19 protein-coding genes and 1 riboswitch are annotated in these 22353 nt (G+C 44.0%); of the genes, 5 read left to right on the forward strand and 14 right to left on the reverse strand.

Going from position 1 to position 22353, the window contains the following annotated elements; all coding sequences use genetic code 11:
• Positions 1-104: 104 nt before the first annotated feature.
• The 8 genes from ACR65F_RS02830 to ACR65F_RS02865 all read right to left on the reverse strand — a co-directional run bounded on the left by ACR65F_RS02830 (position 105) and on the right by ACR65F_RS02865 (position 10290).
• Positions 105-1346 carry a metal-dependent hydrolase family protein gene (locus ACR65F_RS02830; protein WP_440503173.1) on the reverse strand — a complete coding sequence of 414 codons (1242 nt, stop codon included), beginning with the start codon at positions 1344-1346 and terminating at the stop codon, positions 105-107.
• A gap of 15 nt (positions 1347-1361) precedes the next feature.
• On the reverse strand, positions 1362-2534 hold the full coding sequence (locus tag ACR65F_RS02835) for a hypothetical protein (protein WP_440503174.1): 1173 nt from the start codon (positions 2532-2534) through the stop codon (positions 1362-1364).
• A 399-nt stretch (positions 2535-2933) separates the two neighbouring features.
• The gene (locus ACR65F_RS02840; RefSeq protein WP_440503175.1) at positions 2934-4112 is read right to left on the reverse strand and encodes an MGDG synthase family glycosyltransferase; all 1179 of its coding nucleotides are present in this window, start codon (positions 4110-4112) and stop codon (positions 2934-2936) included.
• Between the two features lie 27 nt (positions 4113-4139).
• Entirely contained in the window at positions 4140-4754 is a 615-nt protein-coding gene (locus ACR65F_RS02845; protein WP_440503176.1) for a DedA family protein, read from the reverse strand.
• Complete coding sequence (locus ACR65F_RS02850) at positions 4726-5460, reverse strand: polysaccharide deacetylase family protein (RefSeq protein ID WP_440503177.1); 735 nt, start codon at positions 5458-5460, stop codon at positions 4726-4728. Before ACR65F_RS02850 ends, ACR65F_RS02845 begins: the two co-directional genes overlap by 29 nt.
• Positions 5461-5786: 326 nt before the next feature.
• Complete coding sequence (locus ACR65F_RS02855) at positions 5787-7550, reverse strand: adenine deaminase (protein ID WP_440503178.1); 1764 nt, start codon at positions 7548-7550, stop codon at positions 5787-5789.
• Between the two features lie 22 nt (positions 7551-7572).
• Entirely contained in the window at positions 7573-8889 is a 1317-nt protein-coding gene (locus ACR65F_RS02860) for an NCS2 family permease (RefSeq protein ID WP_440503179.1), read from the reverse strand.
• A 196-nt stretch (positions 8890-9085) separates the two neighbouring features.
• A riboswitch (purine riboswitch) is annotated at positions 9086-9189 on the reverse strand.
• A 222-nt stretch (positions 9190-9411) separates the two neighbouring features.
• Complete coding sequence (locus tag ACR65F_RS02865; protein WP_440503180.1) at positions 9412-10290, reverse strand: LysR family transcriptional regulator; 879 nt, start codon at positions 10288-10290, stop codon at positions 9412-9414.
• A 130-nt stretch (positions 10291-10420) separates the two neighbouring features.
• On the opposite strand from ACR65F_RS02865, the gene hutG reads away from it, so the two are divergent.
• From hutG to ACR65F_RS02880, 3 genes are all read left to right on the forward strand, one after another.
• Positions 10421-11386, forward strand: coding sequence for a formimidoylglutamase (gene hutG, locus ACR65F_RS02870; protein WP_440503181.1), 966 nt, complete (start codon positions 10421-10423; stop codon positions 11384-11386).
• Positions 11376-12584, forward strand: a complete 1209-nt coding sequence (gltS, locus tag ACR65F_RS02875) for a sodium/glutamate symporter (RefSeq protein WP_440503182.1) — start codon at positions 11376-11378, stop codon at positions 12582-12584. The genes hutG and gltS overlap by 11 nt, the downstream gene beginning before the upstream one ends.
• Positions 12585-12704: 120 nt before the next feature.
• On the forward strand, positions 12705-13811 hold the full coding sequence (locus ACR65F_RS02880) for a M24 family metallopeptidase (RefSeq protein ID WP_440503183.1): 1107 nt from the start codon (positions 12705-12707) through the stop codon (positions 13809-13811).
• Between the two features lie 698 nt (positions 13812-14509).
• Here the strand turns inward: ACR65F_RS02880 and ACR65F_RS02885 are convergent.
• From ACR65F_RS02885 to ACR65F_RS02905, 5 genes are all read right to left on the reverse strand, one after another.
• On the reverse strand, positions 14510-14656 hold the full coding sequence (locus ACR65F_RS02885; protein ID WP_156137909.1) for a hypothetical protein: 147 nt from the start codon (positions 14654-14656) through the stop codon (positions 14510-14512).
• 107 nt (positions 14657-14763) lie between these two features.
• Positions 14764-16134 carry an ABC transporter substrate-binding protein gene (locus tag ACR65F_RS02890; RefSeq protein ID WP_440503184.1) on the reverse strand — a complete coding sequence of 457 codons (1371 nt, stop codon included), beginning with the start codon at positions 16132-16134 and terminating at the stop codon, positions 14764-14766.
• Positions 16135-16357: 223 nt separating this feature from the next.
• Positions 16358-17146, reverse strand: coding sequence for a carbohydrate ABC transporter permease (locus ACR65F_RS02895; RefSeq protein ID WP_440503215.1), 789 nt, complete (start codon positions 17144-17146; stop codon positions 16358-16360).
• 26 nt (positions 17147-17172) lie between these two features.
• The gene (locus tag ACR65F_RS02900; RefSeq protein ID WP_440503185.1) at positions 17173-18075 is read right to left on the reverse strand and encodes a carbohydrate ABC transporter permease; all 903 of its coding nucleotides are present in this window, start codon (positions 18073-18075) and stop codon (positions 17173-17175) included.
• Positions 18072-19205, reverse strand: a complete 1134-nt coding sequence (locus ACR65F_RS02905) for an ABC transporter ATP-binding protein (RefSeq protein ID WP_440503186.1) — start codon at positions 19203-19205, stop codon at positions 18072-18074. The genes ACR65F_RS02900 and ACR65F_RS02905 overlap by 4 nt, the downstream gene beginning before the upstream one ends.
• A gap of 155 nt (positions 19206-19360) precedes the next feature.
• Here ACR65F_RS02905 and ACR65F_RS02910 point away from each other — a divergent pair, with 155 nt between their 5' ends.
• Both ACR65F_RS02910 and ACR65F_RS02915 read left to right on the forward strand, forming a co-directional pair.
• Entirely contained in the window at positions 19361-20227 is an 867-nt protein-coding gene (locus ACR65F_RS02910; protein ID WP_440503187.1) for a glycerophosphodiester phosphodiesterase family protein, read from the forward strand.
• 237 nt (positions 20228-20464) lie between these two features.
• Positions 20465-22036 carry a putative bifunctional diguanylate cyclase/phosphodiesterase gene (locus ACR65F_RS02915; RefSeq protein ID WP_440503188.1) on the forward strand — a complete coding sequence of 524 codons (1572 nt, stop codon included), beginning with the start codon at positions 20465-20467 and terminating at the stop codon, positions 22034-22036.
• Here the strand turns inward: ACR65F_RS02915 and ACR65F_RS02920 are convergent.
• Positions 22014-22343 (reverse strand): hypothetical protein, encoded by a 330-nt coding sequence (locus tag ACR65F_RS02920; RefSeq protein WP_440503189.1) that lies wholly within the window; start codon positions 22341-22343, stop codon positions 22014-22016. The genes ACR65F_RS02915 and ACR65F_RS02920 overlap by 23 nt on opposite strands.
• Positions 22344-22353 lie beyond the last annotated feature (10 nt).

Here is a 22353-nt window from a genome sequence, read left to right on the forward strand (position 1 = left end):
CTGAAACGTAAATCAATACCCTTTCATTTCTGATTCATGAAATGCTAAAAAGGCTATCCTGAAGAGTCATTGACCTCCTGGGATAGCCTTTTCACATATAGAAATTAACGAATATCTTTTTCTATCTTACCGTCTTTAATAACAACTTGAATCGTATCATGATTCGCCAACGACTTAATATCTTCTAATGGATTGCCTTTAACAATGACAATATCTGCGAGCTTGCCTGTTTCAATCGTGCCAACGTTCTCTTCCCAACCAAGACATTCCGCTGCAGTTTTCGTAGATGCTACAATTGCATCCATCGGCGTCATCCCTGCGTTACACATGAGTTCAAGTTCACGCAAGTTCGTACCGTGTTTGAATACACCAGCGTCAGTTCCCATCGCGATTTTCACTCCGGCTTTGTACGCTTTTGTGAAGCTCTCGACGTGATGATCAATGACTTCTTTCGACTTTTGCACCGCACTTGCTGGCATTCCGGTTGCATCCGCCGTTTCTAGTACTGCAATAGGAGCTAGCAATGTTGGCACTAGATACGTTCCATTTTCAATCATAAGGTCAATCGCTTCATCGTCAATGAAAATCCCATGCTCAATCGAGTGAATGCCTGCACGTACTGCGTTCTTGATTCCTTCTGCCCCTTGTGCATGAGCCATGACGCGGGTGTTCTTACGGAACTTCCCTTCTTCCACAATAACTTTCAGCTCTTCCAATGAAAACTGAGTGAATTCAGGATGATCCGTCGCACTCAACACTCCGCCTGTCGCATGAACTTTAATGACTTCAGCACCAGCACGAAGCATTTCACGCGTTTTCTTACGCACCTCTTCAACACCGTCACACATCCCGTTCGGCATGCCCGGATATTCTGAAGCGAGCAAGTCCACTGTATTCCCTGAAACCGTATACCCATCTCCATGACCACCTGTTGTCGTCAAAGCGTTAATACTCAATTGCATGCGCGGCCCTGAAATCAAACCATCTTCCACTGCCTTTTTCACTCCAAGATCCGTACCAAGTGCATCGCGAACGGATGTAACGCCCGCATGCAATGTAGTTTTCAAGTACTCTGCCGCTTGGTAATACATGAACGAAAATGGTGTAGCGAGACGCTCTGCGACTGGTGAGTACTCCATCATCATATGCACATGCGTATCGATGAATCCTGGAACGATTGCACCACCTTGCGCATCAATTTTGGTCTCATTCCCAGTTGGTGTATATCCTGCTTCGTCCCCAACGTAGTCAATTCGATTTCCGGAAACGACAACAATTTTACCTTTTGTTGGTTCTGCACCTGTTCCATCAATAAGTAGTCCATTATTAATAATTGTTTGTGTCATGAAAAACCCTCCATTTTATAATGTTTTGATCAAAATCCCCGCAATGACTACGGATGCAACAGTTACCGTCGTAAACCCACCGATAACCATTGGAGCTAGCAATTCATTGAAAATCACTTTTTCTTCTTTCTCGTCACGTGCACAACTCCGACTCACTTCTTCACAGAGGATGTAGTCTCCAGGGAACCCGAACAACGCTGTAAGAGCGACAGGCATTCCTTTGTAAGGATGCCATTTGACAAGTTTTGCGGTGAGATATCCACCAATTGAAATCCCGATACTTCCTATTGCAAGGATAGTAATAATAGCTGGTAAGTTCTCAATCACCTGACTTGGTGTAACGCCTGCCATAGAACCTATGACGACAAAGATGATTCCAATCATTGTAATCGTGAATGAATTCGCACGTTCCAATTCGCTCGATTCAAATACACCTAATCTCAAGCCAATAATACCAATCAATAAGCACCAAAGTGTGTAGTGGATAGGTGTCACCGTACCAAGCGCTACTCCGATTCCTGCGCCAGCAAAAACGAAGAATAATTTAAGGACAGCACTCGTGCGTAGAGGGCTTTTCTTCTTCTGGACAACTTCTGCCTCTTCTTCCTCCAAAGAATCACCCGTCATTGAAACAAATGAACCGTCGTCAATTTGACCTTGTATGACTCCTGCATATTTCTTCATAAAATGCATCGCAAGCGGCATTCCGACAACACCTTGAAACGCAACGACTAACGCAGGAATGATGACAATTGACGTCAATCCGAGTTCTTTCAATTTCTCTGAAGTTACAAGAAGAGCAATGATGCCACCACTGACAGGCCCGACCCCTGCAACCGCTGTAGGATAATCAAAAATCAATGGAACGATGAGTAAAATCAAGATTCCTGAGACAAGTACACCGCCAAGGGCAATAATGACCGCCTTGTACTGTGACTTCACAAGTGAAAATGGAATCATCGTTCCCATATGTACAATCGCCGGTCCGATTAAAATAGCACCGAGTGCAGCGAATTGGGAGACTTCTAAAATATCTTTCGGGAATATTCCAGTCCAAGAAAGAACTAAGAAACCGACCATCGCTGTCAGAAGCATCGGAATCCGTGCTCTTGAAATAATCGAGAGCCATTCGCCGAGCGCAATTAATGAGAGTACTAGTACAGTAGCTATGAGTGGATTAGAAAGCATTCGGCTCATCCCCTTTTGTGATTTTTCTAGTATTTCGCAATTCTTTAGATGCGAGATATTCAATATATCACCGATATTTTTATATGTAAATAGTTTTTTCGACACCTTTAGACTTTTCTGTGTATTTATTATTTTTGTAATCGCTTACTTCGTTGTCTTCATCATATTTACCAAACGACATTTTTTTAAAGTTAAAATACATATCTTTTCACTTTTCCAATATTTCAGCTTGCTAAGTGTCTCTTCCCTTTAGTTCTGGTACTCAAAAAAGGGAATTCTCATCCACCTCTATGCTTCAAATCAACTACCAAGAACAACAAAAAAGCCTGCAATGCTTTTTGCAGGCTAAAAATCGATGTATTATGAGTTCGAATCCGTTACTTGTTGGAGCACTTGTTTTCACGTCACCGATACCGATCGACGCTTTAAGGATGGCGCTTTACCTTGGACTTTTTCACCTATCGGAGCAAGCAACTCTTCAATGATACTGACGAACTGTTGGTCAGTTTGGATAGCTAATTCGTCTGTATATACATCCATCGCAAATTTCCAACATTCCATTCGTTTCTTGTCTGACAACGTTTCACGCAACTGATCAACTAGTGGACTACCTGGCTTAAGCTGCGTGACCAATCCTTTTGGAATCAGCGTTTCTAAGTTCATTTCTTCCTGACCAGGTAATGCAGAATGGATAAACATCGGGATTCTTTTGCGGAGCGCTTCGCTGACTGTAACTCCACCCGGTTTTGTGACAAGGGCGTCTGCCACTTCGTAGAGATCATTCATCTCTTCTCGGGAAGTTACGTACGATAACGGTTGGATATGCGAGAGGTTCCAAGATTCGATTTTCCGATATAATCTCTCATTATGGCCGCATAGCACAACAAATTGAAAATCATCCACTTGCTCCAGTTCTTCAAGCATTCGGGATCGACATCCCAATCCACTGTTTCCACCTGCTAGAAGAATCACAGGTTTGCTTTGTGGTCTTTGCGAGGTCGTTTTGCTGTCAGGACGCCTGATTTTCCGGTGAACTGGAATTCCCGTGACAATCAGCTGTCCAGGTACGTTGGGATCCTTCGATAACTGCTCCTTCGATTCCAAAGTAGGCAGGAAATGTGCATCGATTCCACGATGTCCCCAGTAGTCATGGACGAAAAAGTCTGTATAGACATTCACGACCGGTACGTCGCATTGGCCGGATATTTTCAATTTACTGAGCATGCAAGAGGGCAGACTGTGTGTACAGAAAATAAGGTCTGGCTGCTCCTCTTTCAACATTTTTTTCAATTTATGCAAAAACAGCGGTTGATGCCAAATATACTGTTCGTCCAGTGGCTCTTGGCTGAAATAGAGTTTTTTATATGTCTTGCTATACAGACGAGGTGCACGTTTAATCCATTGCAGATAGCCTGTTGTAATGACTCTTTCCAGCAATTTATTCGTTTCTGACAATAAGTCGATTTTCTTCACTTCAGCGTCAGGATACCGTTGCTGAACTAAATCCATCAGTGCTTCCGCTGCCTGATGATGTCCTGATTGCATTTGTAAATGAGGGAAAAACAAGATTTTCTTCATCTTTTGCACCTCCAATGTACACGTTTTTCAGTTTTCCACTATTTTCTTCGACTTGACTTTTTTAAAGAGAAACCAGCCGATCATCACCACTAAGAAAAACACACCTACGAGGGAAGCGTAACTTGGATTGACATGGAACGAACGGCCAAGTACATATCCTACAATTAGAAAAGGCATCACCCAAAGAATTGTTCCAAAGACAGCCAGCCCGATGAACTGATAGAAAGGCATTGCTGTCAATCCTGCAAAGTATGGACTGATCTGCCGAATGCCCGGCATGTAAAACCCAAACAAAACTGTGCGTTTACGTCTCCGTTTAAACGATTGCTCCGCTTTCTCCCAGCGTTCTTTCGTTAGGCCGATAAATTTCCCGACTTTGTGCAACAGTGGATATCCAATGAATCGACCTCCTGCGTAAGCGGTCAACATGCCAGTCAATGCGCCTAATATCGCAGCGATTAAAGAAGGAAACAGTTGGAGTTGATGTTGTGCAATAAGAACACCGATCAAAAAGATCAGCGATTCTTCAGGTGAAGGAATGCCCACAATCCCAAAGAACAAGAGAATGAAAATGACGATGCTCCCATACTGAAGTAGATAGTCTGTCAGCGCATCAATGGACATGAATATGCTCCTGTCCATTCTTCATCAGCTCCTCCGGTGAGATGAATCGGGTTCCTTTTTCAGTGGCTTCCTGAATATAAGATTCCAACACGTGAAGCATGTGTGCAGGGGCTTCGTCATCCGCTCCCGGGTTGCTTCCATCATCATGCAGCACCACAATCGATCCATCCGCTGGTATTGCACCCAATCTATCAGACAGTTCTTCATCGCATGTTCGAATCTTCCAATCTCCTACAATGTGAGTCCACATGATCGTGAAGAATTGGCGTGAGACAGGCAAGGTCGCTAGATTGAAACGTCCCCAAGGAGGACGATAAAAAGTAGGTTCGCTCCCCGTGATCTCTTTAATCACTTTGGCTGTACGCTTTATTTGCTGATGGGTTTGTTTAGGAGTGAGTCGCCAAGTTGAAACGTGTTCGTAATGGTGGATGCCGATAGAGTGTCCTTCTGCACACATTCTTTTTATGATTTCTGGATAATTTTCGGCATGCTTCCCTACAACGAAAAATACAGCTTTGATATTATAGTGTGCTAACAAATCGAGCAATTTCGGTGTATAAAGCGGATTTGGACCATCGTCGAATGTAAGTGCGATTCCTGTACCGTTACGCACCTTTTTCTGTATTCCAATACTCGTTATACGTATAAGTAGCGTTGCTGCATATGTGTACAAACTATAAATCAGTATTGGAACTGCAAAGAAAGTCAGTATCCCCTTCCTCATCGATCTCCCTCCTCTCGCTTCTCTTGTATACTATGTTTTACCCATTCTTTTGGAAGATGAACATCCTTAGTATGACAAATCTTTCTTTTGAAATAACTAGGGAATTCATGAAGACTTTCTTAAGATTACAAGTAATGCATGAAGCTTCTATTTAGTTATATGGAAAAACCGTGCATGGCGTTCATGCACGGTTTCTTTTAATTTTCCTATTGGGGTATTGGCGGTTTTCGTTCTTCGATTGTTCCGCCGGAGTCGTAGTCTTCCACTTCAATCAACGGAGCTTCTAGATAATTAGCTTCTATGTTACTAATAGGACAACATCATAATTATTCCGCAAACAAAGGAATCATCTGTTGTGTGTGAACATCGACCAATCCGATGTCTGTGATACGGATTTCAGGGATGACTGTGAGTGTCAGCGATGAGAGGGCCATTGATGGTGATCTTCTGCCGACTTGAACGCCCATTGAGCGTGCGACTTCGTTGAACTTTTCAACTTTCGGACCGAGCTGTTCGATAGGTTCAGCTGCCATCAGTCCTGCGATTGGTAGATCCACTTGTGCTTGCACGATTCCATCTTTGATCAAACACAATCCGCCACCTGTTGCTTCAAGTGCTTGTGATGCAGCGTACATATCAGCTGCGTTTGTACCGACGGATACAAGATTATGGCTATCGTGTGCGACAGTCGTTGCGTATGCGCCTTCACGAAGACCTGCATTTTTCAGAACACCGACGAATGGCTTACGATTCTGTCCATGACGCCCAGTAACTGATGCGAATAGATATCCTTCAGGTAACTCAGAAATCACACCATCTTTAACATCTAATTCCACTGTTCCGCGCGCTGTTGTCCCGATCTTCGTCATTTCCATTGTTGTCACAGTGACTTTCCCGTTTTCAATCGGTGCTTTGAGAACAAAATCAGAAGTGTTAAGTTCCGGAAGCTTGACGGTATTCTTTGTCAATGGAGGAACCGCACTTTCGATCGTTTCAAGAAGCTCACCGGATTTCACAACCATCCGACCGTCTGACCAAACGTCTTCCACTTTCATCGATTCGAGTGATTCTATTAACGAGAAGTCCGCGATGTAGCCCGGTGCAATGGCTCCACGATCATGCAGTCCAAATCGTTGCGCCCCATGTAACGTGGCAAAACGTATAGCAAGTGGCGCTGGAATTCCTTCTTCGATACAACGACGAACGACACGGTTTAACTGACCATTATGCAACATATCATTCGGTTCCACATCGTCTGTACACATCGCGATATTTGATGCATATGGCAGCTGTCGCCATGCTTGTGCAGCGATATCTGCAAACTGGCTGACACTCGATTCACGAATGTAAATGAGCATCCCCGCACGCAATTTCTCTACGATTTCCTCGACTGTACGACTTTCATGATCGGAATTCACACCAGCCGCTAAATACGCCGCAAGATCACGTCCACCAGCACGTGGCAAGTGGCCTTCATTTAATACGCCTGCATCGAGTCCGGTTTGTACAATCCCGGCCATTCGATCATTCTGCTGGATAACCCCTATGTAATCCATGATTTCTGCGATTCCGACAACATCGGGTAATTTCAGCAACTCCGCCACTTCAGCTGGTCCAAATTCAGCACCCGCTGTTTCTACGCCTGGTACAGCAGGAACACATGAAGGAATCGTCGTCAAGATTTGAACTGGAAGTCCTCGACTCGCTTCCACCATATACTGAACACCTTCAGCCCCGAGTACATTTCCGATCTCATGCGGGTCGATCACAGCAACAGTCGTCCCCCGTTGTATCAATGCTCGGGCAAACATATCTGGTGTCACCATCGTGCTCTCGATATGGACGTGGCAGTCAATTAATCCCGGAATCGCGTACTTGCCACGACCATCGACGACTGTCTCCCTTTCTAGTTTGAAGTCTGGTTGTCCATTTTCGTATCGGGCAATCGCGCTGAATCGATTTTCTTTAATTCCGATATCTGCCTGATAGATTTCCGCCGTAAATACGTTGACGAGTTGAACCCCTTCGATCACCGTATCCATCCGGATATCTCCACGTGCAGCAGCTGTAATTTGTTTGCGAGTATACATAAAATCTATCTCCTATCTATAGTTAGTCTGCAATTGTTATGAAATATAAAATGAGCGGTACCACGAGCACATAAAGCCCAGGGTGAATCTCTTTATGACGTCCTGAAAGTGCCTTCACAAGAACGTAAATGATAATCCCTGCTGCGATTCCGTTACCGAAGTTGAATGTGAAAATTGTAATGACAATCGTCATGAACGCCGGAAGTGATTCTGTCACGTCTTCAAAATTGATGTTGCGTACAGCAGATAGCATCGTCAATCCTACTAATATCAATGCCGGAGCCGTTGCTTCTTTCGGGATAATCATAATTAACGGTGTGATGAAGATTGTCAGCAAAAATAGAAGTCCTGTTGTGACCGCAGTCAATCCTGTACGTCCACCTGCTTCAACACCTGCCGCAGATTCTACATACGTCGTCATCACGGGAACGGAAAATAGCGATCCAAGTGCAGTTCCGCCTGCATCGACGAGAAACGGCTTATCGATATTCGGCAAATCCCCGTTTTTATCCAACATATTCCCTTTACTACCGACGCCTAACATCGTTCCAAGGCTTGAGAAAAAGTCAGGAATGAAAAACGCCAGTAAGAACGGGAAATACTCCAATTTCAAAGCATCCATAATATCAAGTTTGAATGCAACAGGTGCAATACTTTCCGGTAATGAAAATACTGATGACGGTAGCTTCGTAATGCCCATCGGAATTCCGATGATTGTTACTAATACGATTCCAATCAACAAATGCCCACGGACTTTACGAGCCAACAGCACTGCCATGATGAAAAATCCAATCAGTGCGAGAATAGCATTCGGCGAACTCAAATCCCCTAGTTGAAGCGAGTTTGACTGTTCGCTTGCCTGTACAAGACCTGCACTTCTGAATCCAATCAAAGCGATGAACAACCCTACACCTGCACCAATAGAAAGTTTGATGGCAGGCGGCATGAGCCGAACAATCAGTTTTCTAAGTCCCAAAATGGTAAATAAAACGAACAGAATACCTGAAATGAACACCATCCCCATACCCGTCTGCCAAGGAATTCCCTCAGCAAGGACAAGTGTGACCGATAGAAAAGCAACAGATCCTAGACCTGGCGCGAGTGCGAACGGGCGGTTGCTGTATAGCCCCATTATGATAGTAATGACACCCGTCATCAAAATAACTGCTACTGTCGCAGGACCTTTTGGCAATCCTGCGTTGTCCAACATGCCAGGTACGACAATCAGAACATACAGCATCGTCATGAAAACCGTTAACCCCGCAGCCATTTCCGTTCGAGGCGTCGTGCCGAAATCTTTTAGCTTAAAAAGTTTCTCTGTTATCCCTTTTGCATTCATCTGCAAACCTCCTAATTATCGTTCAGACTTACTTGTACGAACGTAATATCTCTTGTATCTCTAGTTATTGCATACGCATGCAATAAAAAAGTCCGGCATGCAACAAGTAGTTGCAAACCGGACATACGAAAGTTAAAGGGTGTGTGCAGATCTTACGATTTCTTCATGCTAAAGAACACAAAGAACCACAATGCTTACACACTATTCTTCAACTCGTAGTCCGGTTCTTTCTATGGGAACCTGGTAGAGACGCTCAGACCATATTACTGAGCATATACGAGAATATATTCACTTTTATCACTTCGTCAGTATACATAGATTGTTATTCAATCACAAGCATTTTTATGAACAATAATTAAAATTAATCATAAATCGTTCGCCTTTAAAGCTTTTTATCTCCAAAATAAAAGTATTCAGGTAACTTTTCACCTATTTTCAATACATTTATACCCAGTTTCTGATTTCGTGGAATACTAAAAGAGCAACCTTCAACTAGGAAGGTCACTCTATTTCCAAATTGGATTATTCACTCGCTAACATTCTTTGCAATAATGCTTCAATTGCAGGTGGACGATAGCGGTTTTTCACAAAAGCTAGATACACTGTCCTTTCAAGACTCGGGCTATCGAGTTCTCGAATTGCCAAATTTTCCGGCACGACCTTCCCAATGTAATTTCTAGGAATAATAGAGACTCCTATCCCTGCCTCGACTAATGTCAAAATGGTTTCAAATCGATCCGCGTCGTAGCAAATATCCATACTTACGCCCGCTTCTTTAAACGCTTCATTAATGTTCACACGTGTTTGAAAACCTTTACTCGTGATGATAAATGGCTCATCTGCGAGATGTTTCAAATCAACATTATCCCGATCCGCTAGGGGGTGGGCTGCATTCAAGACGAGTACCAATTTTTCTTTATACAAAGGCGTGGTTACAATATCAGGTTCATCGATAAATTCATTCGTCAAACAAATATGTACCGCATAATCGCGTAAAGCCTTCTCGATGTCATTGCGTCCGAGGACTTCTTTGAGAACGACATGCATGTCAGGATATTCCTCCCTATACCACCCCAACACATTAGGAATCCAGTTCTTTACAGATTCAATCATGCCTAGTCTAACTTCTCCGCTACCTGCCACTTTTACTTCATTCACTTCTTTTTCAAAAATATCCATTTCTGACAGAATGTGAAGAGCACGATCGTATAATACCCGACCCGATTCCGTCAAATCCACCCGCTTCGTTGTCCTCTCCAATAACTGAAAACCGATTTGTCCTTCGAGCGTCCGGATCGCTTTACTGAGTGAAGGTTGGGACAAATGTAGCTTCGCGGCAGCTCCTGAAAAACCACCTTCTTTAACGACAGCCACAAAGTAACGAAGCTGTTTGATGTCCATTGTCCTCATCTCCTTCTTTCGATGTATTATAACCTAAAAGCATAAGTAAATGAATTTTAGATATTTGAAATAATAAATGGCAGCTCGTATAATGAAGCGTATTGCACTTAACTTTGAAAGGGTGATCCCTATGATCAACGCAACGAATCCAGACATCTGGAGCGGCCGAATCGACGATGTTACCAAGCGTGCAGCATTTCGTCTTCATCAAGTGATGCAGCTGAACTCTCCGAAAGAAAGCGCTACCAGTCCTACTTGTGCACTGATCGGGTTTTCATCTGACGAAGGAGTTCGACGAAATAACGGCCGTACCGGAGCTGCTGCTGGCCCTGATTCACTTCGCCGTGAACTTGCAAAACTTCCTTGGCGACAACCAGAGTCACATCAAATTGTTGACTTAGGAACCGTTTTTTGCAAAGATGGTAAACTAGAAGACGCACAACGTGAACTCGGTCAAACTGTCCGCCAGTGCTTAGCTGATAACAGAAAGCCTGTCGTTCTTGGGGGCGGCCATGAAACCGCTTTCGGGCATTATTTAGGTGTAAGAAAATTCGTAGGACCTGATGCAAAAGTTGGTGTTATTAACATTGATGCCCATTTCGATTTGCGCAGTTATGACAAACAAACGTCTTCAGGAACAATGTTTAAACAAATGCTCGACACGGATGATACCACCTCTTATTTCGTCTTAGGCATACAAGAGTTCGGTAATACACAGTTATTATTTGACGAAGCGGATCGTCTTGGCGTTCACTATATAACAGAACGGCAATTAGAAGAGACACCTGTTGAACACATCTATACCCAGCTCCATCAATTTATCGCTACACAAGATTATATTATGCTTACGCTTTGTTCAGATGTATTGGACGCTGCTGTAGCACCCGGCGTCAGTGCGCCTTCGCCATTCGGACTTTCTCCGAAGCAAGTACGAGAACTCATTCGTATTGTTGCGTCTGCACAGAAAACGCTTTCATTTGACATCTCAGAAATCAATCCTTCCCTCGATGAGAACGGCCGTACGGTTAAACTCGGTGCTTACTTAACGAATGAAGCGATTGTCTCACTGCTTGGAGGTACACAGAATGACGATTGAATTGAATCAAGTAACAACGCTATTCCTCGCAATGGCGCTGTTTTTACTCGGCACGGCCCTCGTCCGTAATACCAAGATTTTGCAGAAATTTTGTATTCCTGCACCCGTTGTAGGAGGCTTGCTATTCGCCATTCTTGCAACAATTTTAAAAGCAACAGGACTTGTGAGCTTCACTCTCGATACATCGCTTCAAAACTTATTCATGCTCACCTTCTTCGCAACCGTGGGACTTGGCGCAAGCTTTGCACTCATTAAACTTGGTGGTAAATTACTCCTCATCTATTGGGCCGCGTGCGCATTCCTTGCAATCATGCAAAATGTGATTGGTGTGTCCATGTCATACTTGTTCGACATTCATCCTCTAATCGGGATGATGGCAGGAGCTGTTTCCATGGAGGGCGGACATGGTGGTGCTACAGCTTACGGAACGACTGTGGAAGCGATGGGCATCGACTCCGCGTTTTCTATCGGAATTGCAGCTGCAACATTCGGATTGGTTGCAGGTGGATTGGTCGGAGGACCGCTCGTTAAATATTTGATCAAAAAACACGACTTAAAGTCGACTGAAGTAGAAGAATCTTACGAATTTGTTGCAGAAGCACATGACCCTGCCATCAATGTCGACAACTTCACGATGCAAGCGTTCCTCATCGTCGCTTCTATGGCTGGTGGTTCATTGTTAGGTGATGTGTTTACGAAGGTTAGCAGCACCTTTATGGAAAACCCCATCGTCTTACCGAATTACGTAGGTGCGATGTTTGTAGCTGTTGTTATTCGTAACGTTGTCGATCGCATTAACGGTAATATCGTGCACATGCGCAGCATCACCCTCATCGGGGATGTAGCTCTAGGGATCTTCTTATCGATGGCACTTATGAGCATTAAGCTTTGGGAAGTTGCAGGTCTAGCACTTCCACTACTCGTAATCGTCTTTGTACAAGTTGTATTCCTCGTATTATTTGCGATTTTTGTTCTGTTCCGCATCCTTGGCAAAAACTACGATGCCGCAGTAATGTGTGCAGGTTTTGCAGGACACGGACTTGGAGCAACACCAAACGCGATGGCGAATATGGCCGCTGTTACTGCACGTTACGGCCCATCTCGAACAGCGTATTTAATCGTACCAATTGTTGGTGCGTTCCTGATTGACGTCGTATCGATGCCAATCATTATTACAACAATGAATATCTTTAGTTAACATTCGAAACCGGCTCATGGTAGCCGGTTTTTTTGTGCATTCACTATGCAAATCCCTGTTGTTCTTCTATTAACTACGTCATAATAAAGCTATATACTGCATATTCAGGAGGAATTCATCATGACTGACATGTACGAAAAACGGCGCCATGCGCTACGCACTCATCTTCAAGACCAATCACTTACTGCGGTGCTCGTTACGGATCCCGCCAACGTATTCTATTTCACAGGATTCAACTCAGACCCACACGAGCGATTTTTAGGTCTCTTTATAGAAGCAGCTGAAGGGAAAACGATTCTCTTCACTCCTGCACTCGACAAGGATGCCGCTGCAGAAAGCTCCGATATCGAAACAATTGTCTCGATTTCAGATGAACAACTTCCGTTTGACGTCATTCGTTCTACTGTCGGTGACCTTTCAGGAAACGTCGGAATCGAAGCGAAAGCGTTTAGCTATTTCCGTTTTAACGAATTCAGTACTGCATTCCCTGCAGCCAAAGTGGCGGATGTTCAGGCTTTCATCAACAAGCTGCGTAAACGTAAAACACGTGAAGAAATCGCCGCATTGAAGAAACCGATTGAAATTATCGAGCGTGTTCTTGAAGAAGGCATCAAGCTCGTAAAAGTCGGCATGACTGAATCCGAACTGACAGCTGAGCTTGAATACTTAATGCGCAAATTCGGTGCAGATGGTCCCTCTTTCTCATCGATTGTCCTATCCGGTGAAAAAGCGGCATTGCCTCACGGCGAACCTGGCGAGCGCAAACTGCAAGTCGGTGATTATTTACTGATTGACTTCGGAGTGGCAAAAGACGGCTATATGTCTGATACGACACGTACATTCATCATCGGAGAAGCATCCGATCGCCAACGACTCATTTACGATACAGTACTTGCATCGAACCAGGCAGGAATCCATGCTGTCCAGGCTGGAAATCCATTGAAAACATTCGACATCGCTGCACGCAATGTCATTCAAGAAGCTGGCTTCGGTGAGTATTTCAACAATCGTGTCGGCCATGGTCTCGGAATTGAAGTCCACGAAGAACCTTCTATCCACATGAACAACGAGGACATTGCAGAACCCGGACTCGTGTTCACAATCGAGCCAGGCATCTACATTCCAGGTGAAGGCGGCGTCCGCATTGAAGATACTGTCTACATCAACGAAGACGGCGAAGTAGAAGTGCTTTCTACCTTCCCACGCGAGTTGAGAGTTTTAGGGTAATAGAAAATATGAATCGTCGTTTGCATCTTGTCACACACATGATGCAAACGGCTTTTTCGTGCTAATTTCTGCATTTCACAACGAGATAGCCCTTCCCCAAAACGCGCGGAGCGCTACCAATTAATCCCTTCAAGCACTTGAATTGTGTCGCGTTATCGAGAAACTCTGCTAAGTGTCGGAGAAATCAGTTGGGGTGATGGGGAAAGTCTCCCAGTGTAAGAGAAATCGATTGGAGTGTCGGGCAATCCCCGAAAAATGTCGGATAGCGCAGAATGCACGGCTCACAGCGAGATAGCCCTTCCCAAAACGCGCGGAGCGCTACCAAATAGTCCCTCCAAGCACTCGAATTGTGTCTCGTTATCGAGAAACTCCGCTAAGTGTCGGAGAAATCAGATGGGGTGATGGAGAAAGTCTCCCAGTGTCAGAGAAATCGATTGGAGTGTTGGGCAATCACCGATAACTGTCGGAGAACGCAGAATGCACGGCTCGCAGCGAGATAGCCTTTCCCCAAACGCGCGGAGCGCTAACAATTAATCCCTTAATGATGTTGAATTGTGTCTCGTTGCCGATTAATTCTACCGCGTTGCCGATTCTTCGCTTGATAATGCCGATTCACGACACCTTAGTTCCGATTCCTAACGGCAAACTGCTGATAACAGCCTCCATGTTGCCGATTTTCTCTCGCAGCGAACTAGACCTCACCAAACATTCCTGAAAAACGCGATAACTCCACGAAATAGCCATTGAATCGGCGCAAACACTATATCAGGTACGACAAAAAACAAATCTGACAAGCAGCCGCTCTCTTCTTTCTTCTTGTTACGCTTAGCTTTTCTTCCATTCACACGCCGCCACCTCTTTCACACTCAATTCCCAGTATCTTCTACATATCCTCCCTTAATCCTTCCTAGCACATGAAAAGACGCCCCACTGTAGTGGAGCGCCTTCCCTCTTATTTTTTCGTCTTATTTGCAACTTCAATCGCACGGTTCGTTCCTTCAGCCGCTTGTTCCAATGCTTCAGCCGGATCTTTTCCTTGATACATATCTTCAAGTGCCGTCACAATTTGTTGACGTGACTCCGGGAACACGGAAATGAGCGCACCTTGGGTTGCATAGCCTGGGACCGTATCTTGTAACTGATCCACAGTCACTTTATATTGAGGGAACTCAGCCCATTTCTCTTTCACACTTTCTTCTTCATATGCTTTCGGGTTAATCGCAAAGTAGCCAGTATCCAAATGCCACTTTGCCTGAACTTCAGGTGTCGTTAAGTATTGCATGAATTCCCAAGCAGCTTCTTGCTCCTCTTCAGCAATTCCTTTTGACATCCAAAGTGATGCCCCGCCGATTACAACGCCATTGCGCTTCACTTCGTCCGCATGCGGGATATATGCAACACCGACTTCAAATGGCGCAGTGTCGATTGCTCCAGCAACACCTGCGGATGAATCCAAATACATTGCTACTTTTTCTGACGCAAATGCTGCACGGATATCATCCCAATTTGTTCCGAAATTGCCGAACGTTTTCGCTTTGTTCATTGTATCGAGTGTGCGGAATACGAGGCGTCCTTCGTCACTATTAAACGCAGCTTCTGTTGCATCACCTGTGCGCCCATTGTTTTCATTCACATAGTCGCCACCTTGTGTTGCGAGTAATTGCTCGAAGAACCAGCCATACGTCAGCATGGAGAACCCGTACATCTCCCCTTTTGTTAACTTTTCAGCGGAATTGATGACCTCTGCGAATGTTTCAGGAGCTTTTTCAGGATCGAGTCCAGCTTCTTTGAATGCATCTTTGTTATAAATCATAACTGGCGTGGAAGAGTTAAAAGGCATAGAGTACAACTCGTCATCCACTTTGTAGTAGTTCAAGATGTTTTGCTCGAGCTCGTCAGCGTTAAAATCATTTTTATCGATAAACTTCTGGATTGGCTCAATATAGCCGCTGTCGATCATATACTTTGTACCGATTTCAAAAACTTGTGTGATCGCTGGAGCGTCTTTCGTTCCGCCGACACTACGTAGTTTGGTCAGCGACTCTTCATACGTCCCCTGGAATTCAGCTTTCACTTCGTATTTATCTTGAGACTCGTTGAAGTTCGCAACGATTTCATCCAACGACGTTTGCCCGGTTCCGGACATGGCGTGCCAAAACTCGATTGACACTTTTCCGTCTTCTGTCTTCGTAGCTTCACCTTTCGTGCCTTCTTCCTTAGTCCCTTCATCGTTCGTGCTGGAGTCACTATTCGTACACGCTGCAAGGACTGCCAGACTGAGTACCGTTAAAAATAATAGCATGAGCTTCACAGTTTTTCTCATCTTCCTCTACACCCCATCTCTCAAAGTTTTCATTCTATTATTATATGGGCTAATGAACGGTGTTGATTTACGCTTCAGACGGACGCTTTCCGCGGGCTCGATCTCAGCCTCCTCGGCGCTACGCTTCTGCGGGGTCTTCGATCTTCGCTGATTCCGCAGGAGTCGCCGTCTTCCGCTCCAATCAACGGAGAATATTTGAAGTTAAAAATTCATTTATACACCATCACTTCAAAGCCCCCTGCGACAAGCCTTTCTGAAGTTGCTTCTGTCCGATGAACAATAGCAGTAACGTCGGAATGATGACGACGATGACACCAGCCATGACCACCCCCCAATCGGTTGACATCTCTTGAGACTGCAACTGCTTTAATCCGATTTGAACTGTCCTCACCGAACTATTCGTCGTGATCAGCAATGGCCACAAGTACATATTCCATGTCGTGAGGAATCCATATGCCCCAAGCGTGACAAGGCTTGTTTTGGAAACCGGCAAAATCACTTTCCAAAAGAACGCAAAGCGACTGAGTCCAGCAATTTGGGAAGCTTCCTGCAACTCTTTCGGAATCGTTTTGAAATGTTGGCGCAACAAGAACGTTCCAAATGCGAGTGCGAAAAATGGCAACGACATTCCTTGATACGTATTCAGCCAGTCAAGCTTTTGAATCGTAAAGAAGTTCGGGATCATCGTCGCTTCCCACGGAATCATCATCGTGGAGATGAATAAGAAGAACACGAATTCTCTTCCTTTAAATGGAATGAAAACAAATGCATAGGCGGCCAAACTGCAAACTGCGAGCTGCCCAATCATGACAGTTAGTGAAACAATGAAACTATTCAACAAGTATTTAAGTAACGGAAGCCTGTCAAACACCTTCGCATAGTTATCGAACTTAAAGGCTTCTGGGAAAAATCGACCTTGCAGAATTTCCGGTCCACTCATAAACGAAATCATAAAAGCATACAACACAGGGAAGAACACTAGAAAAGATGTGACAGTCAATAGAAAGTAAATCCAAACTTTCTTAAGCGTCGAGTCTCTCACTGATAATGCACCTTCCTTTCGAGAAGCTTAAATTGAAGGAGGGTGACCACCAGAATGATGACGAAAAGAATAACCGCCTGCGCACTTGCCGTTCCAAATTGATAATTGATGAATGCTTCCCGATAAATCGAGTACACAATTAAATTTGTTGACTGAGAAGGTCCTCCTTTGGTCAAAATATCAATCTGGCCAAAAGTTTGAAATGCATTAATTAGCGAAATGGTGATGATGAAAAATAACGTAGGTGAGAGCATAGGTATTGTAATGCGCCGGAGTCTGTAAAAATACCCAGCCCCATCAATGCGGGAGCTCTCGTACAGATGCTCGTCAATGTTCTGTAATCCACCGAGAAGAATGAGAAACGAGAACCCTGTATTCATCCAAATCGTTGAAATCGCAATCGATATAAGCGCCCATTCTGGATCCAGTAACCACTGGATTTGCGGAAGATCGAGAACAAGCAATATCCGATTGAAAACACCGACACTCGGATGGAACAAAAACAACCAAATGACTGAGGATGCAGCAACGGATATTCCCATTGTTGACGAATACATCGTCCTAAAAAAGCCAATTCCTTTTAGCTTTTCATTTGCAAGTAATGCAAAAAATAATGCGAGAATAATTCCTACAGGTACCGTATACAGGACAAATAACCCAGTTGCCTTCATACTATTCAAAAATGCAGGAGATGTGAGTAAGTAGCTGTAGTTTTCAACCCCCACATTGACCGCTGCATTCCCATTTTGATCGGTCAGAAAAAAACTTAAGTAAATCGTCCGGATCATCGGATAAAAGAGGAAGACCGCAAATAAAATGATAGACGGCAATAGATATAAAAATCCAACACGTAAGTTTGCAGAACGTTTCCAGACACCAGGAGCACGAACGGTCGTCATAGAATCACCTCTTTCGCAATCGAGAGGTGCTCAAGACCCTCTGGTTTACGAATCAGCTCTCCTGTCTCTTCATCAAATACACAGAAGTATTCAGAACCTAACAAAATCGGAACCTGATCACCAATCGCAATATCCCATTGCCCACTCCATTTCGCCATCCATTCTCGCTGTCCGACTTGGAATGAAAATACGGTTTCATTGCCAAGGATTTCGACATTCGTCACCTCTACCTGAATCCGATTACCACTCTCAGTCCCAGTCACAATTGGCTTTATATGCTCTGGTCGTATCCCTGCAAGCAACGATCTTGCGGAACTCGCGGCGACCTGTTCCTCATTCATCGGAACATGGATTGTATCTTCAATGAAAATACCAGACTTAGTCGGTACCGCCCTGGCAGGACTAATATTCATAGGCGGTGAACCGATAAATGTCGCCACGAACGGATTCGCAGGATAATTATAAATATCGATTGGCTTACCGACTTGCTGGATTTTCCCTTCGTGAAGAATCATAATCCGATCACCCATTGTCATTGCTTCCACTTGGTCGTGGGTTACGTATATCATCGTGATACCAAGCTTACGCTGAATTCTACGAATCTCCGTCCGCATATGAGCACGTAATTTCGCATCCAAGTTGGAAAGCGGCTCATCCATCAAACAGATTGGTGCTTCGCTTACAATCGCACGTGCAAGAGCAACTCGCTGTCTCTGGCCACCTGAAAGTTCACGCGGCTTACGTTTCAAATAATCTGTTAACCCAAGCATTGCCGCCACTTCGTTTGCTCTTTCTGTTTGTACGGCTTTTTTCACCTTCTTCACATCGAGTCCAAACGTTATATTCTGTTGCACTGTCAGATGTGGATACAAAGCATAATTTTGAAACACCATCGATAGATCACGCTTGTCCGGAGACAAATGATTTGCACGTTTCCCGCCGATTTCAATTATCCCACCAGTAATCTCTTCCAGTCCCGCTATCATCCGCAGCATCGTGCTCTTGCCACACCCAGAAGGACCGACTAAGACAAAAAACTCTCCGGGTTCGATCGTTACGTCGATATTCGAAATCACATCGACTTGTTTGTCATAAGACTTTGACACGTCAATCAGTTCGACTTTCTTCATCCAATCCATCCTTTCGGGTAGTCAACTTCCTTTTGACCTGTCGCTCTTATCAAGGTCATGGTATCATTTCCAGTAACAAGTTTTCGTACTATTTACATAAGTTAACATCATCTTTACACGAGGTTTACATTTCAAAAGGATCGGAGGTCACTCTCTTGAAGCTACTAAAGGTTGGCACTATTCTCCTTCTTTTCCTTTCCGGCTGCTCTCCCACTTACCAACAACCTGTTTCTTTACCGTCAGAACCGTTTCTTGTAATTGCGCACCGCGGAGCCTCTGCCTATGCGCCTGCTCACACATTTCCTTCGTATGAGCTTGCGATTGAAATGGGCGCACATTATATTGAACTCGATCTCCATCGGACAAAAGACGGTAAACTTGTGGTCCTTCACAACGATTCAATTGAATTGAATGGCAGTGAATTGGAGATTGATGAGATCACCACCGATACGTTAAGCGCTTTCAAACCTGCAGATGAATTCAATCGACCAGATAACGAATTCGCATCTCTTAGATTTTCGAGTCTGCGAGTACCTTCTCTTGAGCAAGTACTGCGTGAATTCGGAGACCAAACCAATTACTACATTGAAATCAAGTCTCCCGATCGTTATCCAGGTATCGAACAGCAACTATTGGAACAGTTGGACGGTCATCACCTGTTAGACCGAGAGGATCCACTTCCAAAAGTTATCATCCAATCTTTCAGCAGTGATAGCTTAAAAAAAGTACATGAATTGAGTCCCACCACTCCACTAATCCAACTCTATTCATTTAAGAAAAAAGCAAATTTATCTGCTTCAAAACTGAAACAAGTCTCGCGATATGCCTCGGGTATAGGAGTAAACGCAGACGCCGTTACAGAACAGCTTGTAGAAACCGTGCATCAGTCAGGGTTAGCCATACACCCTTTTACAGTCAATCAATCAGAGCAAGCATCCACTCTCATTACACTAGGAGTAAATGGTATTTTCACCGACAAACCGGATCTTATAATCAATCTTTTGCATCAAAATTTTAAATAATATTAAATTTTCAAAATAATTATAGCATACTGTATGCGAACATTCTCTACACTATCCAAAATTGTTAAATATATTGAAGATAGCACTCTCTTTAAATAGGTCTAATAGCTTCAACACATATGCCATTAAACCTATAAAAATCGTCAAAATTTTGTCGATAAATGACGTATATCCTTCAGATGGTTTCTTTACCATTTACTTCTATTTATCATACATTACTTAGGATGGCGATCTACTATGGAGCGAGCAACGCAAAAATACAAATATAAGCGACTTTTTTTAATCATTACTTTCGTAGTTCTTCTTCCTGTTATTGTCGAGGAATCGATTATTCGGATTTTTCACTTAGAGTTCGAAAACAAAATTTTGTATAACCTTTTGGGAACCGGAATTATGCTCTTCTTTTCCACACCGATTTTCATATACTTGTTCCGGAAAACGGATGCAACTGCTTTCATTCTACAAAACCAACTTGTAGCGAATAAAGAAATTCAGCAGAAACTGACGTTAACCAACATCGAATTGGACTACAATGCCAATCATGACTTTCTAACAGGTCTTCAAAATCGTTATAGATTATTTCGCGTACTCGACAAAATGACAGCAGAGCGCTCTGAGCTCGCTATCCTTTTTATAGATCTTGATCGTTTCAAGTCGATTAATGATACAATGGGGCATTTATCAGGCGACAAGTTCATTAAACTGGTTAGTATGCGATTGAGGCAAGCGATTCCAATGGGAGCTCAAGTTTTTCGCCACGGAGGCGATGAATTCGTTATTTTGTCTGAACTGCCAAACTCACGAGCGGTTGAAATTGCCGAACATATACTAGATGCATTCAAGGAACCATTTGAAGTCAACAACACGTTACTTTATACGTCTGCAAGTATCGGTATTAGCCATCTTCCCGAGCACGGTTCAGATTCCGTGACACTATTAAAAAATGCCGATCGGGCAATGTATCGCGCCAAAGAGCTTGGCGGAAACACATATAAAGTATTTTCCCAATCTGCGGAAAATGATGATCAGAAGCAACTGATGCTTGAAAATGATCTCCGGAATGCATTGGAAACCGATCAGTTACTCATCCATTATCAACCTGTCATCAATCTTGCGACAGGACGTCTTAAAAGCTTTGAGGCACTTGTACGATGGAAGCACCCCGAATTAGGACTCGTGCCACCTGGAGAGTTCATACCCGTTGCGGAACGGTCAGGCTTGATCAACGATATTGGTACATGGGTATTGGAATCAGCATGCCGACAAGTGAAAGAATGGCACAGTGCCAACGATAACTTAGGTCTTGCAGTGAACGTTTCTATACGGCAGTTCAGGGATCCAAAATTTCCAAGCTTCGTGAAGGACGTACTGGAAATCACTCAATTCCCTGCTCATCTGCTTATACTAGAAATTACAGAATCCATGATGTTGAATGATACAGAGTCGGTCCGGGTCATCGAGGAAATTCGTACGCTTGGCATAAAATTAGCAATTGACGACTTCGGAACCGGCTATTCGTCCTTGAGTAAGCTTGGATTTTTACCAATCGACTATTTGAAGATTGACCGGTCATTTACGATGGAGATGCTGACCCATGCACCAATGCAGTCCATTGTACAGACGATTATCGATATGGGACGTAATCTCGATATGGAACTCATTGCTGAAGGAATTGAGGAAGTTGACCAATCGACACTTCTCGCACAGTGCGGATGTCAATTCGGTCAAGGCTACTTGTTCAGTAAGCCACTTCCCGCTGAAGAAATTGAGATTACGTATTGTCTTTCTACTTTAATGAAAGTGAAATGACTCCATTCAAGGGGCTGACACGCTCGTCTCCGCGGGCAATCCGATCGTTCCCTCGGGCAACCCAATCGTTTCCTCGGACAACCCGATCGTTTCCTCGGGCAACCCGATCGTTTCCGCGGACAACCCGATCGTTTCCGCGGACAACCCGATCGTTTCCGCGGACAACCCGATCGTTTCTCCGGACAACCCGATCGTTTCCGCAGACAACCCGATCGTTTCTGATAAAAAAGCTGCTATGACGTCTCTGTACAGAGACGTCATAGCAGCTTTTTGATTTCTTGTAGATAGGTGCAAAAAATCCCCACATCTAAAAATTA

The organism is Sporosarcina sp. SAFN-010, from assembly GCF_059415065.1.